Here is a 16,991-nt window from a genome sequence, read left to right on the forward strand (position 1 = left end):
GCATGAATTTTCCGTACCGCACCCTGATGGTGCAGGGCACCACCTCCGACGCCGGCAAATCCACCGTGGTGGCCGCGCTATGCCGCCTGCTGGCGCGCGAAGGCGTGCGGGTGGCGCCGTTCAAGCCGCAGAACATGGCCCTGAACAGCGCAGTCACCGCCGACGGCGGCGAGATCGGCCGCGCCCAGGCCTTGCAGGCGCGCGCCGCCGGACTGGAGCCGCATACCGACATGAATCCGGTGCTGCTGAAGCCGTCGAGCGACACCGGCGCCCAGGTCATCATCCACGGCCAGGTGCGCGCCGACATGAATGCGCGCGATTACCACCAGTACAAGACGGTCGCGATGGCGGCGGTGCTGGAATCGCACCAGCGGCTGCTGGCCCAGTACGAAGTGGTGCTGGTCGAAGGCGCCGGCAGCCCGGCCGAGATCAACCTGCGCGCGCGCGACATCGCCAACATGGGCTTTGCCGAAGCGGTCGACTGCCCGGTGATCCTGGTGGCCGACATCGACCGCGGCGGCGTGTTCGCGCATTTCGTCGGCACCCTGGCCTGCCTGTCGGACAGCGAACGGGCGCGCATCATCGGCTTCGTGATCAACCGTTTCCGCGGCGACATCAGCCTGCTGGAACCGGGCCTGGACTGGCTGGAGCAGCAGACCGGCAAGCCGGTGCTGGCGGTGCTGCCCTACCTGCACGGCCTGCATCTGGACGCCGAAGACGCGATCCAGATCGGCCAGAGCGGCAGTGGAAAATTCCGCATCGCGGTGCCGGTATTCCCGCGCATTTCCAACCACACCGATTTCGACGCCCTGCGCGCCCATCCCGATGTCGACCTGGTCTTCGTCGGCCCCGGCCAGGCGATCCCGGGCGCCGATCTGATCATCCTGCCCGGCAGCAAGAACACCCGCGCCGATCTCGACTGGCTCAAGGCGCAAGGCTGGGAAGAGGCATTGCGCAAGCACCTGCGCTACGGCGGCAAGCTGATCGGCATCTGCGGCGGCTACCAGATGCTGGGCAAAAGCGTGGCCGACCCGCACGGGGTCGAAGGCGCGCCCGGCGTCGCCCCGGCGCTCGGCCTGCTCGACATCGACACCACGCTTACCCAGGACAAGCGGTTGGCGCAGGCCAGCGGCCGCTGCGCATTCGTCGACGCACATGCCGCAGCTGCTGTCGCCGGCTACGAAATCCACATGGGCGTCTCGCACGGCGCAGCGCTGGCGCGCCCGGCCTTCATCCTCGAAGACGGCGCGCAGGCGCGGCCGGAAGGCGCACGTTCAAACGACGACCAGATACTCGGCAGCTACCTGCACGGCCTGTTCGACCACCCCGCCGCCTGCGCCGCGCTGCTGCGCTGGGCCGGCCTCGAAAGCGATAAAACCGTCGATCTGGGCCAGTTGCGCGAACACAGCCTGGACCGCATCGCCGACGCCAGCGCGCCTTTGCTGGCGGCGATATTGGGCCTTGAAAAATCTAAATAAACAGGAGTATTAACAATAACATGCCGGTTGCCGCTGTATTTGATTGGCATTTCAAAAATACAGCGGCTGGTATATGGATTGCCGCAAGTCCGCAGCAGAATCGCAATCAATGCCCTTGCAGCGCGTGCCTCCGCCTGCCGGCAAAATCATGGCAAGTATTTTGCATTTCTTGATCTGGCCGATATCAAGGCGCACCCAGTAGTGTTACAACGTGGGCTTCCATTTTTCGCCTGGCTGCCATGTTGACACTGAATCTCGCTGATTTCTCCCTTGAACACTTTCTTGCGCATTACTGGCAGCAAAAACCGGTCGTGATCCGCCAGGGATTCGAGCATTTCGTCGATTTGATCAGCCCTGATGAACTGGCTGGCTTGGCATGTGAAGCGGAGGTCGAGTCGCGTCTGGTGTATAAAAAAGACGGGCAATGGCAGGCCGAGGTCGGGCCGTTTGCATCGTACCAGCATCTGGGCGAGCGGGATTGGACCTTGATCGTGCAGGCGGTCGATCACTGGTCGCCCGCGGTGGCGCAGCTGGTTGCGCCGTTTTCCTTCATTCCCAAATGGCGCTTCGACGATGTGATGATCAGCTACGCCACGCCCGGCGGCGGCGTCGGGCCGCACATCGATTTGTACGACGTCTTCATCTGCCAGGGCTCCGGGCGGCGCCGCTGGCGCGTCGGCGATCTCGGCAATCACCGCCAATTCGCCGCGCATGCGGCGCTGCTGCACACCGATCCGTTTGAAGCCATCATCGATGTCGAATTGCTGCCCGGCGATATTCTGTACATCCCGCCCGGATTCCCGCACGATGGCGTCTCGCTGGAGCATTCGATGAGCTTCTCGGCCGGTTTCAGAAGCAAGTCCGGCCGCGACATGCTGAGCGGCCTGGCGGATTATGTGATCGACAAGGAACTGGGCAATGCACTCATCAGCGACCCCGGGCGGCCGCTGCACCAGAATCAGGGGCAAATCGACGCCAGCGACTTCGCCCGCATCAGGGCGCAGCTGCAAGACATTCTTGACGATGACAAGCTGGTTGCCGATTTTGCCGGCAGCTTTTTATCCCGATCCAAATGCCAGCTGGATTTGCAAACTCTGGATGAGCCGCTCGATGACAGCGCGCTGCTTGCCAATTTGCGGCAACAGGCACTGATCCGCACCGGCGGCCTGCGCTGCTTTTATCTGGATCAAACGGTGGCGCAAGGGATTTGCCATGTCGCCGGCGAGCGCTTTGATTTCGGCCCCGACTGTCATGGCGCGGTACTGGCGCTGTGCGACCACGAAAGCCTCGATCATGCCTTGCTGCAGCGTTGGTTGCAGCAGCCGGAGTTTGTGCATGCGCTCACGCAATGGGTGAATGACGGCTATTGGTATTTTGAAGAGTAGAACTTACGCGCTGATGTCGGCGTGATGCGTTCGGCGCTGGCGATGCGCCAGCGCCGTAAAATCTACCGCGCAGCAGGTGCGGCTATCGGCTGTGCATCAAGGCCCGATTTGCCGTTTCCTGTGCTTCGGCCTGGTCACGCCGCAGGTGCCCGATCAGCGCTTGCTGGTCGTCGTGCTGGCCCCACTGGTCGAAATACACCAGTTCTTCGATCGGCAGGCGCGGCAGCCAGCCGGCCGTTTCCAGTTCAGGCTTGGCATAGAAGTGGCTGACGTAGCCGACGCACAAGTAAGCGACCGGCGTAATGCGCTTCGGAATCCCGAGCGCTTGCTGCAGCGCGGGTTGATTGAAAATGCTGACCCAGCCGACTCCCAGCCCTTCGGCCCGGGCCGCCAGCCACAGATTCTGCACCGCGCACACGCTGCTGTACAAATCCATCGTCTTCATGTGGGTGCGGCCGACCACTACCGGGCCGGTACGCTCGCGATCGCAGGTGATGCAAATCCCGAGCGGCGATTCCAGTATGCCTTCCAGCTTCAGCTGCCGGTAAGTGTTGCGCCTGTCGCCTTCGAACATGTCCGCAGCTTCCGCGTGCGCCACTGCAAACGCATCGTGGATCCGCTGCTTGACCGCGCCGGACTGGACCACCACAAAGTTCCATGGCTGCATGAAGCCGACCGATGGCGCGTAGTGGGCTGCGGTCAGGATGCGGCTTAACACCGCATCGGGAACCGGCGTCGGCAGGAACTGGCCGCGCACGTCGCGGCGCGAAAAAATGGCCTGATAGATCGCCTCGCGGGCTTGCTCGGTAAAAGCGTGGATATCCTGGACGGACTGCGCCTGTGCTGCATTCATGTATTCCCCTTGCGTCAAAATAATGGGGCTGCCTGGCCGTGCAGCTTGCTTATTTTTCAGGCCGGTCTTCTGACTCGGATTCATCTGACCCAGACGCCTTCCCGGCATCCGCCAGTGGCATTGTGCCTGGATCATCCTCCTTACAGCGTTGGGCACGTGGCGGAATTACACCGCCTTCCCGATTCTCCCAGCGCCTGGCGGCGGGCACCTGAAGGCAGCGATCATCGGGGACGCATGGCGGTTTTGTCAAGGCGCGCAATCGGCAGGCAAAGCAGCAAGGCGTAATGCCCAGGCACTGCATGGCGACGGTATGCTTTACCGATCTTCATCGGACGAGGCAGCAAGCAGCCCTCATACACAAGCCTGCCAGCCGCCTGCACGATGCAGTAAAATGCCTGCCGGCACCATAATTCACGCATACCAAATGAAGTCAACCAACCCGCTCGAAAAACAACAACAATTGATCAACATGAAGCGCTTCGCGACGGCGCTGCTGGCTGGCGTAAGCATGCTATTCATACTGGCGCGGTCGCAGCAAGGCATGGGGCTGTGGAGTTGGATTGCGGCGTTTGCGGAGGCGGCTATGATCGGCGCGCTGGCCGATTGGTTCGCGGTGGTGGCCTTGTTCAAGCGCCCGCTGGGCTTGCCGATTCCGCATACCGCGATCATCCCGCGCAACAAGGTGCGGATCGCCGACAATCTGGCGATTTTTGTGCGCGACAAGTTTCTGGCGACCGACACGCTGGTGGACAAGATCCGCGCTTTTGATCCGGCGCAGAAGATTGCCGGCTGGCTGAGCGCGGGCAATAACGCCGATGTGTTTGCAGGCAAGGTGCTGGCGATGGTGGCCAACGGCCTCGATTTCATCGACGACGTACGCGTGCAGAACGCATTGCGCAATGCCATACAGCAGAATTTGCAGCAACTGGATCTGGGCAAGACGATTGGTAATTTGCTGGGCATCCTGACCGAAGACAACCGGCATCAGATGCTGCTGAATGCAGCATTGCGCAAACTGGCGGCGGCGCTGGATGACCCTGCCACCCAAAAAACGCTGGCGGGGATGATCATCGAAGTAGCGGGGCGCGAATATCCGAGCCTGATGCAGATGCTGGGCATGGTGGCCGACCCCGATGAGTTCAGCCTGAAAATTTCCACCTCGCTGGTCAACAGCATCAACCGCTGGCTGCATGACATCGGCGACGATCCGGCCCATCCGCGCCGCCGGCAGTTCGACGACGTGGTGGCGGAATTCCTGGAGCGCATGAAAACCGATCCTGCGTTCCATCAGAAAATCGACCACTGGAAGCAGCAATTGCTGGCCTCGCCAGAGGCCGCGCACTACATCGACGGCCTGTGGGGCCAGCTCAAGACCTGGTTGCGCGACGATCTGGCAACAGACGATTCTTTACTGCGCGTAAAAATCGCCGACGGCGCCCGCCACATGGGCCAGTGGCTGGCGGACAATCCGGCGTTGCGCGATTCGATCAACGACCACATGGCCGATGCAGCACGCGGTCTGGCAGGCGATTTGCGCGACACCATCGCGCTGCATATCGCCAGCACCGTCAAGCAATGGGAAGACAGCGAACTGGTGCGCGAACTGGAACTGAGCGTCGGCAGCGACCTGCAATTCATCCGTATCAACGGCACTGTGGTCGGCGGCCTGATCGGCCTTGCCCTGCATGCAATCGTTATTTATTTGCCATTTTTCTGAATGCTGCAAAGTACAATGTGCAGGTGCGCAACGTATTTTTTCTCGCATGCAACCCGATGCGGCATTGGAAAAAAACCATTTTACATCAATGGCTTAATCAATAAAATGACGTCTTTCCACAGAGTTATCCACAGAAATTGTGGGTAACTTCAAACTATCCCCGCGATCGGTGCGCACATGCTCGATCGAAATGGAAATCCTGGCGCCGCCGCCTTCTAGCGCATGACGCGCTTGCGCATTGCCGGCGTCATTTCCACATTTTTGTCGGTGTCGATCAGCATGACTTCCTTCAAGCCCAATCGTTCCGCCATGGCTCTCCAGTGGCGCGGGCCAGCAACAAACAGCGGCTTGGAATTTCCGTCAGAACGGGTACCGGCATCATCGCCGCCAGACATGATGATCGTCACCGACGCTACCAGGTCCGTGGTTTCCCCGGTCCTCGGATCGATGATATGGGGACGGCGCTTGCCGCTCTGCATGAAATACCGCTGATAATCGCCGCTGGTGCCGATCGCTTCATTGTCATGCAAATCGATGGTTGCCACCGTACCTTCTCCACGCGGATTCTGGATCCCGACTCTCCATGGATGCGGCCCGGGTTGTCCCACTGCCAGGATATTGCCACCCACATTAATTAACGCCGCCTTGACATGCTCGGCGCGCAAAATTCTGGCCGCCTGGTCAAGCGCATAGCCCTTCGCATAGCCACCAAAGTCCAGCATTACGGCCTTGTTGCGACTGGAAACAATGTTGCCGTCATAACTCAGATCGGACATGCGCGGGTTGGCATCGACCCAACGTTTGATTTCGGCCGGTGATGGATCGTGCGGCGTTATATCGCTGCTCTGAAATCCCCAGAGCCGAATCAGGCCGCCAATCGCAGGATTGAAAAGATTATCCGAATGCTCAGCCAGGCTGGTTGCTGCCTTGAGCATATCCACCATTTCAGCATCAGCCTGATACGGTTCACCACGGGCAATGCTGTCATTGAGAGCAGTCAGCGCACTCGGCTCCCAGGCGTGGAATTTGTGGTGCAGCCGGTCGAATTCGCGCAAAACCTGCGCGCCAAGCTGCTGGGCGCGGGCTTCCGACTCGCCGTAAATGCTTACCTCGACCACCGTGCCGAATACATGGCCCCGGGTGTGATAAATGGTCTTATTGGTGCAGCCGTTCAGCAACACCAATAACAATACGAATAGCAGCCGCATGCAGGAATTACGCTTGATCATGATCACTAACTTCAGCTTCAGTAGATTTCAGGTAATACCCTGCATCAGTGCGGTACGCGACTATTCACGCAAAGGCACGAACGAGGCATTGTGCAATCGTTCGACACCCTCGAATAATCAGCTGGCCTTGCTGACCATATAGTCAACTGCAGCCTTGACATCCTCATCCTTCAGAGCTGCGTTGCCGCCTTTAGGCGGCATCATTCGGATGCCGTTCAGCGCATTGGTATGCAATGTGTCGATTCCCTGCGCAATGCGTGGACCCCACAATGCCTTGTCGCCAAATTTTGGCGCACCCAGCACTCCGGCGCCGTGGCATGCCAGGCAAGTGGATGTGTAGACTTGCTCGCCCTTGACCAAGTCGCCAGTACCTGCCGCACTTACGGCCGGGGCTGCGGCCGGGGCTGCGGCAGGCGCGGCGGCCTGTGCTGGGGCTGCTGGTACCGCCTCCGCTGCCGGTGGTGTTTTTTGCCCACAACCCGTTATAACGAGGGCAATTGCGAGCGGCAAAAATTTAAGCGCTTTCATGTCTTTATTTCCTATTTGAATTAATAATTTTTCCACGTAGTGCAATGCGTTGCACCGCACTTATAATCATACCAATGTATCTCTGGCAGTGCAGCAATTCCTGCTACAAAGATGCAACCTGCTCCAGCAGCGGATCCAGCAGCAAAGTATTCAACATCCCGGAAAAATTGCGCCAGTCATCCAGGCCGGAGTTAGCCATCCGGCCGGCTTTTACCGTACCACTGTCATCGTGCAGATGCACAGGAAAAGTGGCGCAGCTCGCATGCAAGGGTGCCGTATCCATGCGCAGCTCGGCGTCGCCCCAGCTCCAGTTGATGGAAAATTCCTCGCTGCTGGCATAACGCACTTCCATCATCAGGCCGGTATCGAAAGACAACGTCAGGGCATCCTGCGCCAGGCGCACCGGTTCGGTCATCCGGTTCGCATAGTACTGCTCCAGCTTTGCCTTGAATATCAAATGCATGCACACGTCGGGCGCAGCAGGAGCATCGCCAAACTGCTCCATCATCTCGGCTCGCATCTGCATGCGGGTCTGATCGAGGATCAAGACGCTCAGATAATGATCGTAAGCAGGATGCTCGCCGATTTCGCCATTCTTGATTTTTTCCAGCAAGGCCACCTCGCTGTCGACCGCATAGAGCCGCAATACTTCCTTGCGTGATTCACGCAGCAAATACACTGTTTTTGCATACAGCGCCTGCAGCGCCTCCGTGCTCATAGAATCAACCAATGCGTCCTGTTCCATCGTTTATCCCTAATGCGACATCGTTGTATCGTGCGCGGCATTGCCGCCGCGATTCAGCATATCCTGCGTAATCTGATCAAAGCGGAGCACCTTGCCGCCCTCTTTCTGCGCAAAAGCTTCGGCATCCTGCATGCGGGAAAATGACCCGAAGGTAGGTCCCATCGAACCCAGCTTCTTGCTTCCCACCACGTAAACGGCGCTCTTGGCATCGATCCAGTTGCCCGCCGGATGCTCCCATGACGTTTTCCCCATATCCTGCACAAATACGGCAGCCATCGGGCGCTTTTGTTCGGGCGCCAGCACCATCATGAACAGCTCCATCAGATCGCAGAAAAATTCAGGCTTGCCTTCCGCGTAGTGGATCTGCGCCTTGGGGCCCGGATAATCCTTGAGTATCATGCCGTCGAGTTCACAGGCGGTGTCGCTGGTCGGCTCCAGCGCCGTCACCTTGGGAATAGCCTGATTGCAGGCAGTGAGCAAAATACATAACAGCAAACTAGCGGCCAATTTATGCCTCACCGGCAGCAATTTATGCCAGCCGATCATAGTCGATTTCATTTGAATCTCCACTGGGTAAACACGAACGGCAGCACGATCCAGCCCAACATGATGCTGACCAGAATTGCCGGATTGGTCAGACTCTCCGGCATCACTGTCGCCAAGCCATACATGCTCTGCACTTGATCGGAACTGAAAATATTCAACAAGCGAAAAACGTCGGCAGGATTCAGCATCAGCAACCCGGCAAACAGCGTACTGCCGAGTTTGCCCTGGCTGACGACCAATGCTCCCATCAGCAGCAGATCAAAAATCAATACGAAAAAAAAACCACAGCATGATCGCCACACCGCTGGCCCGTATCCGATCCTGGGCTATCACGGACACCAGCAGCGACAAGCTCAGGAAAGCCATGCCCATCAAAATCGCGCTCAGTACAAAGCCGGTATAGTGGTACAGATCGTTGGCGCCCAATTGCGAAGCCAGCGGCAGCAAGCCGGCACCGAAGCCAATCACTGTGGCACTGGCCAGAGCACCTGACAGTCCCAGGTATTTCCCCATCAGGATCTCAAACCGGGTAATCGGCATCGACAGGAGCAGCTCCAGCGAACCGCGCTCCTTCTCGCCAACGATGGCGTCATAGCCCAGAATCAATGCAATCAGCGGCACCAGGTAAATCACCAGACTGACCAGACTGGCAATCGTGACGTCGATGCTGCGAAAGCCGACTGCCCCCTGCTGCGCCGAACCCAAATAGGCAATCGCCAGCGCGAACAATGAAAAAATCACGGCAACCGCAACTACCCACAAATTGCGCAGACGGTCGCGAAACTCCTTGGCGGCAATCACGCGTACCTGGGTCCATTCAATGCGTTTGGACATGACGCCCTCCATAACCGAGAAACAGGTCTTCCAGCGACGGCTCATGCACGACGATATCGAGCACGGCATCGGACACCGCCATGATCCGGGCCAGTACGCTCACCTTGCTGGCGGCCGGGCAGGATATGCGGGCGCAACCGTCATCAAGCTGCCACTCCAGTCCGGCAAAATCATCCAGTACAACGCGCATGCGCGGCTCTTGTCCGGCACGCAGCGCGACCTCGATGACCGATGGCAAAACCATATTGGCGCGCAACTGGGTCAGCGTTCCCTGCGCTGCGATCTTGCCGGAACTCAGGATCACCAGACTGTCGACGCGGCCCTGAATCTCCGCCAGTATGTGCGAAGTAATGATAATGGTCGCTCCTTGTGACTGCACATCGCGCAGAATGCGGTAAAACTCGTGGATCCCTTCCGGGTCGAGTCCGTTGGTCGGCTCGTCCAGAAAAATCAGATCCGGATTGCCCAGCAGCACTTGGGCGAAACCGAGCCGCTGCCGCATCCCCTTGGAGTAACCGCGCACCCGCCGCGTAGCCGCATCGGCCAGTCCGACCCGCTCCAGAATTGCCGCGCAGGTATTACGCGGCACTTGTTTCAAATCGGCGAACAGGCGCAGCACTTCCAGGCCGGTCAGATTGTCATAGGTAACGAAACTCTCCGGCAAGTAACCGATGCGACGTCGCATCTGCCGAAAATCACGTCCGCCGACCACGGCATCGTGAATCCTGATCTCACCGCTGGTAACGGGAATCAATCCCAGCATCAACTTGAAAAGCGTACTCTTGCCGGCGCCATTATGGCCGATCAGTCCGAACATTTCGCCTTTGGCAACCGACAGGCTGACGTCATTGACAGCTTGCACGTCGCCAAAATATTTGCTGACGTTAGTCACCTGCAGGGGGTTGTTTGTCACTCCACCGTCTCCAATCCTGATTCAAGGGGCGCATACGCGGATGCTTGTCCACGATGCTGGGCGCGCGCAGCACCGGGAACTGCCGTGCCACGAAGCGCAAGGTCTGCATCGACGGGCTCGACAACAGCAGCTTGACCAATGGGTATTGCCAGTTGAGCCGGTCCACCACGTCATTGGCTTCATAGGCAATATCACCGATGCCATCGCCATTTTGATCCCAGCCGCTGTAATTGCTCCAGTAATTGCCCTGGGTGCGGCCCCACACAACATCGCTGGCGGCAACGTATTTGATCTGCGACTGGTTATCGATGAAATCATTGCCATCGACCTTGTTGTTGGCGGAACCGGCCGACAAGTGGACGCCGATCCGGTTGCCGATCACCAGGTTTTTTTGCAGCGTGTTGTACTCGGCGTCATAAATAAAAAAACCGCGCCCATTCCCTGCCACCACGTTATTTTCAATCACTGAATCCTGAATCGTGCGCAGCATGATGCCGTGATCGACATTGCCCCATGCAATATTGTTGCGCACCGTCAGGCTGCGCACTTCCATCAGCGCCAGCCCGCCCTGGTTCAGATAGGACTCGTTATTTTCCCAGATGGTGTGATCGGTCGTCATAAAATGCGTGCCATAGCGCAGATGATGCATTTTATTGCCGCGAAATAGCGCATTCTGGGATACATCCACATACAGGCCATCCCGCGTGTAGCTGATATTGTTGCCGATGATCTGGGCGCCGTTGGTGTTGTACACCTGGATGCCATTGCCCCGCTCCACCGACTGCAGATCGCGCCTGCCGGTAATCAGGTTGCGCAGAATGCGCGAATTATTCGACTTTTCCAGCCAGATGCCGAACGCGTTATAAACCAGGTCGCAATCCTGTACCGTGGCGCGGTCCGAGCCGGGCTGGATGTAGATACCGGCGTTCTGCGCAGTCAGGTCGATGCCGCTGTCGCGCACGATCAAGCCCTCGATTGTCACATCCGAGGCCCGCACGCGGATCACGTCGCCGCTATTGCCGCCGCTGATGGTCGGCCGGCCGATGCCCTGCAGGGTCAGCGGCTTGTCTATCACCAGCCGTTCGCTGTAGGTGCCGGACGGAACCTGCACGGTGTCCCCCGGCTTAGCTGCGGCAATCACCGCCGCGATCGACTGACCTGGCTGCACCTGCAGCACGGCAGCCCAAGCCGGGCTGCCGGCAAGGCCGAACCAGGTTGCCAGCGCTACGATCCGGATCAAACCGTGCAATATCGGAATTTTTGTTCTGCGCGCGCTGCGCAGCGGTTCCGGAGAACCACCTGCTTGTAATCGGATCACGAGTTCTTGGCAGCCATTTGCGCAGTTTTTTCAGACAGGTTGCGACGCACGCTGTCGAGCGGAATAAAGTAGCCCCTGGCATCGATGGCGGTCAGCGGCAAGTTCAGTTTCTCGCGGGTTTTGCGTTCCTTCGCCAGCGGCGGACAGGCGTGATCGTCGTAATACAACACCATGCAATCGAGGCATTGCATGCATTCGGTCTGATCGATCTTGCCTTGCACGTCAATCGCGTTGGAACCGCAGCCGGTGGCGCAGGCGTGGCAAGTCTGGCATTCGGTCTTGCGCTTCAAGCCGAACAGGCGCAATTTGCTGGGGATCGCCAGGCCGGCGCCCAGCGGGCAAATGTATTTGCAATACGGCCGCTCGCTGAAGAAGGAGAAGCCGAGAATGCCGCCAATAAACAACCAGAATGGCCAGGTGCGATTCCAGACGCCAACCAAAAACGTGGTCTTGAACGGCTCGATTTCAGCCAGATGCTCTGCCGTTTCCATCGAATAGAACGACACCCCCAACAACACGAAAAAGACGCCGTACTTGATCCATTTCAGCTTGTCATGCAGGTTCTTGGGCAGCAAGCGCTGGAATTTTTTCAGGCCCAGCAGCTTGCCGGCGCTATGAGCCAGTTGCTGCAGCGCACCAAACGGACATAACCAGCCGCAAAACACTCCGCGCCCCCACAGCAGCACGGTGATAATGATGAACCACCAGAAGATAAAGATAAACGGGTCGGACAGGAACAACTCCCACTTCCACTGATGAATGATCGAATGGAACCAGGTCAGCACTTGGGTGATGCTGGGTTGCGCCTTCAGATAAAAGCCCAGGAAACCAACACTGGCGATCCAGATCAGATGGCGCGGCCAGGAAATCCAGGGCTTGTGCTTGCGGCTGGAAATGCGCACCAGCATGTCGCGTTGCGAATACATCAACGCAGCAAATCCCAGAATCAGCACGAACAGCGTGATTTCCAGTTTACGGCCCTGCCAGATTGCCTTCCATGCCTCTTGCGGGCGATCCACTGCGGGACGGCCGCCCTCCAGATAGCGCGCCGGCAACCACAACTCCTGGTCGAAATGGACGAAGGTCTTGACGCCGCTCTTGGCATCGGTCCTGTTAGCCAGGAATGTCAACTGCCACGGCCAGGCTGGGTTGAAGTCGGCGGAACGCACAATGAAGATGCCGGATTCCTTGAAACCCGGTACATCGGCTGGCTGCAAATGGTAGAGATTCAGGTAATCGGTATCGCGGAAGGTAAAAGTTTCCGGATCCTGGCGCACCTGAATCCGGTCATAGATCCCGCCGCGCACATAGCCCGATCCCTTGAAGGAACTTTGGCCGTTGGCAATGATGAAAATGGCATGCTCATCCGGCTTCAAGTCGTCCATCAGGCGGCGATAGGCGTGTTCGCCCAGCAAACTGGTGCCGATCGCCGGCACGTTCAGGTAGCCGAAATACAAATCGATATAGGGTTGATCGGGATTGGTGGCGCCCACATCCTTGGCCGACACCAGGATATGCTGGACGCTGCCTTCCTTAACCAACTCGTCCCAGTTCAGCTTCGGATTGATTGCGGTAAAGCGAGCCGGCGGCCGCGGCGTACTCTTGATGATACCTACCTGCCTGCCAATTTCATAGGCGCTGCGGGAAATCACCTGGTTTTCGGCAATCGCGGTAACAGTAGCGCCGCTGATGGCATCCAGGCTGAGTGCGCCATTGTCATTCTGGCCCTGACCGATAACCAGTTTTGCATCGGCTGATTTACCGATGTATTGATGAATAAACTTGAGAAGTTCGGACTCGGGAATGCCCGCCAGCAGAATCGGCTCCGAATGCTTCAACACGCGCACGCCGGTAATGAGGCCATTGGTATCCATACCGATCAGGGTAACGACCGGCTTGCCGGAGTAAGCCGGAATATCCACCACATCGGTTGACAGAAACACGTAGCCGACCAGGCGCTTATGCTCGTTGTCGCCATCTTTGCTCTCGCGCTTGCCTTTATCCTCGTGGCCGTCCTTGCTTTCCGCGTAAGCCTCCACATAGCTCGGCCGCCCCATGCGATGGGAAAATTCCGTAGCGGCCGGCATCACATCGCGGCATGGAGCAGAAGCACACAGATCCGGCCCGTTCATCAGTTCCGCCGACAACTCGGCGTCGTATACCGAGGCATGGGCGAAGCCTGCAAGCAGCAAGCCGGCGAATCCGGCGCAGATTGACAGGATGAAGTGCAACAAACGGCCACGAGCAAAAATGTGTTTCATAAAACCTACTGAACTTTTATCAATTGAGAGCGGCGCACGCTTTGGCACACGTCATTCTGCGAGCTACGCCACAATGCGGTGGCGGCGGACTTCAAGACCCTTGAAATTTTCGGTGTGTACATTAAAAACAATGGGGTATTTTCAATACTCGCAATGATTACAGGCGAAAACATCGGTATTTTGACGTATACCCAATATAGTAATGCCGAAAACACGATGTGAGACCAGTCCGCGCTGTTTCAAACTGCAGCCGCTCTGATCGACAGGGAGTTGAAGGAAATGAAAGTATAACTGAGGTAAAACTTATAGGCGGCACCGCCGTATTCTCACTAAAAACTTGTACGAAAATCACATACAACACGTATAAAACCACAAACAATCCGACCCCGCAGAACAGAAATACCGCGCACCGCAAGCGGTGCGCGGCCCTGCTATTTTACGCTTCTACCAGGAATCGGCTACGCATTTCGAGATGCAATGCGTGGCAGAAGTGGGTGCAATAAATCCAGTACGCACCAACTCTATCGGCCTTGAAAGTGACCGAATGGGTCTCCTGCGGGTTCACGATAAAGTTGATGTTGTAGGTTGGAATCGCGCAACCGTGGGTCAAATCCTCGACCTTGTCATGGTTGGTCAACGTCAGCGTGACTTCGTCGCCCTTCTTGACCTTGATGATAGGCATGCTGTAGTTCGGCGCTTGCGACATCAGACGCACATGGACCTTGTTGCCCTTGCGCTCGATGCCTGCATTCTCCGGCTTGACCGCATTCGGAAAGTCATCCATGTTATAGATCTGACGCGTCTTGACCACGTCGCGACGCACGATGATGCCGTCGTGCGGTTCCGAATACGCGGTATGGTCCGCGATCAACTGCATCTTGTCGCCGCTGATGTCGACTAATTGCTCTGTTTCCGCATGTAAAGGGCCGACAGGCAAGAAACGATCCTTGGAGAATTTATTGCCTGAATTCAGGTATTTGCCATCGCATTCCTTGGTCTCGCCCATCGAAGAATAGATATGACCCGGTTGGTAATGCACGTCCATCTTTTGAATGATCGGATTGGCGGTTTTATCCCCTTTGAACTGGGCAATCGCTTTTTCCACATTCCACTTCGTAGTCTGGCTATCGAGGAACAGAGAAGTATATGCATTGCCTCTGCCATCGAAACAGGTATGCAATGGGCCGAGACCAACTTCCGGCTCCGCCACAACGGCATCGCGCTCGGTTTTCAGGCCGCCATCAAACCATTTGTGCACCAGTGACAGATCGATTACGGTACATGTTGGCGACAATTTTCCGGAGCAAACGAAATATTTGCCATCCGGGCTGGCATTAACGCCGTGCGGATTTTTGCCGACCGGGACATAACAGGTTACCGAAGTCTTCGGGTCTGGGTTGGCGGCCTTGCGGCCATCGACCACCGGCACCTTGGAGGAACCGATCGTCGTAAACTTGCCATCCTTGACCAACTGTTCGATACGCGCCACATTGAAAAATACGCAGGCATCGCGCTCAGCCGACATCATGTCGGCCAGGAGCGCGCCATTTTCCGTGTTGTACTGGTTCGAAGCGGCCAGTTTACCGTCGTAGGAAGTGGCAACCAGATCCATATTGCCATCGACGCGGCACTGCCAGCGCACTTCCATGGTAGCGGCATCCACGCAGCTAAACAGGCAACCCCATTTGCTTGGATCTTCCAGATCGCGACCATCGTTCGGCAGCGGGATATGGAATTCGTGACCACAAAACACCCGGGTGGTGTAATTGATTTTCTCATCGACCGGGTCGCGCTTATCGGGAAACATACCGTGGAAGCCCATTACGTTAGGCAACTGGGTAATCTTGTCGCACTCCATCGTGTCCATGCGGATGCGCGCCAGACGTGAGTGAATCTTGTCATTGACAAACAGCCAGCGGCCATCGTAAGTGCCGTCCTTGTAACTGCCATGGACGTGATGGGTGTCGCCGGTGGTGTATTTCAGGCTGCCATCGGGCTTGGTGCCGATGATTGCCTTGGATTCGTTGGTGATGCCCCAGCCCACCATGCAGTCGGTATTGAATACCGGAATCCGTTTCAAGGTACGGCCGGAAGGAAGGCCCAAAATCCGCATCTCGCCGCCGTGTCCGGCGCTGGTGAAGGCATAGTATTCATCCAGCTGACCAGGGGCTATTTCGTGACCGCCGCTGGCAACCGCTTTGGCCGCAGCAGCCGGAGCTGCCGCGTTTTTTTTGCCGGAGCTTTCATCCTTGCAGCCGCTCAACCCCAGCGACACGCCCGCGCCAGCCAATCCCAGCAATGCGCTGCGCCCCAGAAAGTTGCGCCGATTTCCGAGCTTCGGTGCATCCTCAACCACGATCTTCTTCTTGACGTTATCCATCTGCGCTTCTTCCTTTGTGCTGGCTATTAAATCGATTGAACTTCAGGCTGGGCAAACCCTTTGCCTACCTGGTATTTACCTGTAATGCGGATTACTGCACGCGCATTATCGGCTTTAGAGGCGATAAAAAACATGATATATATCAACATGGAATTCTTATCATGGATTAATTTCGCAGTTCAATTTCACCCTTACCGGCCTCCCCCTTAGCCCGCACAACCGCTTACTTCAAGCGAACCCCCGCGCCATCGGCAACGCTGACCTTGATCGGAATTCCTGCCTGAATACTTTGTGAAACGGTGCAAAATTCCTCGAATTGCCCCAGCACGCGATCAAGGTGCTTGATATTGGCGCCCTCCTGCGCAAATTTGATTGCAACGTCCATCCCGACGATGCGCAAGCGGTTGTTGGCGTTCCGATCGATCGTGCACGTTGCCCTGGTAGTAATGCCACCGGCATCCTGTCCGTATTTTTTCAGAGAAAACAGCAAGCTCGCCGACAGGCAGTTGGCGGCGGCTGTGAGCAACATATGCGCCGGTGCCGGGCCGAGCCCCTCGCCCATCGGCGCCGGCTCGTCTACCAGCAATCCCGGAATCGCCTCGCCGAAGTCGACCAGGAACTGGTAATTGTCTTTCTGCGTGATGGTAATGCTTACTGTTTCAGCCATTTTCCCTCTCCTTTTCCCAAAAAATTACCGGCAGCACACGGACGCATTGCGCCGCGAACATGAATTAAAAATGAATTAAAACTGCTTGAATCTTACTCTCCTTCACATTAAGATAGTAATCAATTACTTACTTAAAG

The 16,991-nt window shown here is 57.2% G+C and carries 14 protein-coding genes, 1 pseudogene and 1 riboswitch; of the genes and pseudogenes, 3 read left to right on the plus strand and 12 right to left on the minus strand.

All coding sequences use genetic code 11. The annotated features are described in order from the left end of the window. The first annotated feature begins 2 nt into the window (after positions 1 to 2). Both HMCN_RS0104600 and HMCN_RS0104610 read left to right on the plus strand, forming a co-directional pair. Entirely contained in the window at positions 3 to 1,478 is a 1,476-nt protein-coding gene (locus HMCN_RS0104600; RefSeq protein WP_025916276.1) for a cobyric acid synthase, read from the plus strand. Positions 1,479 to 1,717: 239 nt separating this feature from the next. Continuing rightward, positions 1,718 to 2,863 (plus strand): cupin domain-containing protein, encoded by a 1,146-nt coding sequence (locus HMCN_RS0104610; protein WP_155837399.1) that lies wholly within the window; start codon positions 1,718 to 1,720, stop codon positions 2,861 to 2,863. An 82-nt stretch (positions 2,864 to 2,945) separates the two neighbouring features. Here the strand turns inward: HMCN_RS0104610 and bluB are convergent, their stop codons facing one another. Next, positions 2,946 to 3,716, minus strand: coding sequence for a 5,6-dimethylbenzimidazole synthase (gene bluB / locus HMCN_RS0104615; protein ID WP_025916278.1), 771 nt, complete (start codon positions 3,714 to 3,716; stop codon positions 2,946 to 2,948). Between the two features lie 41 nt (positions 3,717 to 3,757). Then, positions 3,758 to 3,943: riboswitch (cobalamin riboswitch) on the minus strand. Positions 3,944 to 4,140: 197 nt separating this feature from the next. Here bluB and HMCN_RS0104620 point away from each other — a divergent pair. Further along, on the plus strand, positions 4,141 to 5,433 hold the full coding sequence (locus HMCN_RS0104620) for a DUF445 domain-containing protein (protein ID WP_035625813.1): 1,293 nt from the start codon (positions 4,141 to 4,143) through the stop codon (positions 5,431 to 5,433). Between the two features lie 215 nt (positions 5,434 to 5,648). Here the strand turns inward: HMCN_RS0104620 and HMCN_RS0104625 are convergent, their stop codons facing one another. The 11 genes and pseudogenes from HMCN_RS0104625 to HMCN_RS0104680 all read right to left on the minus strand — a co-directional run bounded on the left by HMCN_RS0104625 (position 5,649) and on the right by HMCN_RS0104680 (position 16,854). Further along, complete coding sequence (locus HMCN_RS0104625) at positions 5,649 to 6,662, minus strand: FAD:protein FMN transferase (protein WP_202962644.1); 1,014 nt, start codon at positions 6,660 to 6,662, stop codon at positions 5,649 to 5,651. A gap of 117 nt (positions 6,663 to 6,779) precedes the next feature. Further along, positions 6,780 to 7,190 carry a cytochrome c5 family protein gene (locus HMCN_RS17275; protein WP_035625797.1) on the minus strand — a complete coding sequence of 137 codons (411 nt, stop codon included), beginning with the start codon at positions 7,188 to 7,190 and terminating at the stop codon, positions 6,780 to 6,782. A gap of 103 nt (positions 7,191 to 7,293) precedes the next feature. Further along, entirely contained in the window at positions 7,294 to 7,935 is a 642-nt protein-coding gene (locus HMCN_RS19630; protein WP_193366392.1) for a hypothetical protein, read from the minus strand. A 9-nt stretch (positions 7,936 to 7,944) separates the two neighbouring features. Next, positions 7,945 to 8,493: a nitrous oxide reductase accessory protein NosL gene (locus tag HMCN_RS0104640; protein ID WP_238551954.1), complete on the minus strand. Its 549-nt coding sequence runs from the start codon at positions 8,491 to 8,493 to the stop codon at positions 7,945 to 7,947. Further along, a pseudogene (locus HMCN_RS17285) lies at positions 8,490 to 9,315 on the minus strand (ABC transporter permease). The gene HMCN_RS0104640 and the pseudogene HMCN_RS17285 overlap by 4 nt, the downstream one beginning before the upstream one ends. Continuing rightward, positions 9,299 to 10,228, minus strand: a complete 930-nt coding sequence (locus HMCN_RS0104650) for an ABC transporter ATP-binding protein (RefSeq protein ID WP_025916284.1) — start codon at positions 10,226 to 10,228, stop codon at positions 9,299 to 9,301. The pseudogene HMCN_RS17285 and the gene HMCN_RS0104650 overlap by 17 nt, the downstream one beginning before the upstream one ends. Beyond that, the gene (locus HMCN_RS0104655) at positions 10,200 to 11,486 is read right to left on the minus strand and encodes a nitrous oxide reductase family maturation protein NosD (RefSeq protein WP_369792136.1); all 1,287 of its coding nucleotides are present in this window, start codon (positions 11,484 to 11,486) and stop codon (positions 10,200 to 10,202) included. Before HMCN_RS0104655 ends, HMCN_RS0104650 begins: the two co-directional genes overlap by 29 nt. A gap of 56 nt (positions 11,487 to 11,542) precedes the next feature. Further along, entirely contained in the window at positions 11,543 to 13,807 is a 2,265-nt protein-coding gene (locus HMCN_RS0104660; RefSeq protein WP_025916286.1) for a 4Fe-4S binding protein, read from the minus strand. 436 nt (positions 13,808 to 14,243) lie between these two features. Next, on the minus strand, positions 14,244 to 16,187 hold the full coding sequence (nosZ, locus tag HMCN_RS0104670; RefSeq protein WP_025916287.1) for a TAT-dependent nitrous-oxide reductase: 1,944 nt from the start codon (positions 16,185 to 16,187) through the stop codon (positions 14,244 to 14,246). Positions 16,188 to 16,213: 26 nt separating this feature from the next. Further along, positions 16,214 to 16,336, minus strand: a complete 123-nt coding sequence (locus tag HMCN_RS19975; RefSeq protein ID WP_255342421.1) for a hypothetical protein — start codon at positions 16,334 to 16,336, stop codon at positions 16,214 to 16,216. A gap of 74 nt (positions 16,337 to 16,410) precedes the next feature. Beyond that, positions 16,411 to 16,854, minus strand: coding sequence for an OsmC family protein (locus HMCN_RS0104680; RefSeq protein WP_025916288.1), 444 nt, complete (start codon positions 16,852 to 16,854; stop codon positions 16,411 to 16,413). Positions 16,855 to 16,991 lie beyond the last annotated feature (137 nt).

Source organism: Herminiimonas sp. CN (assembly GCF_000622895.1).
Lineage (GTDB): Bacteria > Pseudomonadota > Gammaproteobacteria > Burkholderiales > Burkholderiaceae_D > AVCC01.

Excerpts from the sequence above, each read along its gene's own strand:
- HMCN_RS19630 (WP_193366392.1), bottom strand. The coding sequence starts at position 7,935 with ATGGAACAGGACGCATTGGTTGATTCTATGAGCACGGAGGCGCTGCAG.
- HMCN_RS19975 (WP_255342421.1), bottom strand. The coding sequence starts at position 16,336 with ATGTTGATATATATCATGTTTTTTATCGCCTCTAAAGCCGATAATGCG.
- HMCN_RS0104600 (WP_025916276.1), top strand. The coding sequence starts at position 3 with ATGAATTTTCCGTACCGCACCCTGATGGTGCAGGGCACCACCTCCGAC.
- bluB (WP_025916278.1), bottom strand. The coding sequence starts at position 3,716 with ATGAATGCAGCACAGGCGCAGTCCGTCCAGGATATCCACGCTTTTACC.
- HMCN_RS17275 (WP_035625797.1), bottom strand. The coding sequence starts at position 7,190 with ATGAAAGCGCTTAAATTTTTGCCGCTCGCAATTGCCCTCGTTATAACG.
- HMCN_RS0104680 (WP_025916288.1), bottom strand. The coding sequence starts at position 16,854 with ATGGCTGAAACAGTAAGCATTACCATCACGCAGAAAGACAATTACCAG.
- nosZ (WP_025916287.1), bottom strand. The coding sequence starts at position 16,187 with ATGGATAACGTCAAGAAGAAGATCGTGGTTGAGGATGCACCGAAGCTC.
- HMCN_RS0104620 (WP_035625813.1), top strand. The coding sequence starts at position 4,141 with ATGAAGTCAACCAACCCGCTCGAAAAACAACAACAATTGATCAACATG.
- HMCN_RS0104640 (WP_238551954.1), bottom strand. The coding sequence starts at position 8,493 with ATGAAATCGACTATGATCGGCTGGCATAAATTGCTGCCGGTGAGGCAT.
- HMCN_RS0104610 (WP_155837399.1), top strand. The coding sequence starts at position 1,718 with ATGTTGACACTGAATCTCGCTGATTTCTCCCTTGAACACTTTCTTGCG.
- HMCN_RS0104660 (WP_025916286.1), bottom strand. The coding sequence starts at position 13,807 with ATGAAACACATTTTTGCTCGTGGCCGTTTGTTGCACTTCATCCTGTCA.
- HMCN_RS0104625 (WP_202962644.1), bottom strand. The coding sequence starts at position 6,662 with ATGATCAAGCGTAATTCCTGCATGCGGCTGCTATTCGTATTGTTATTG.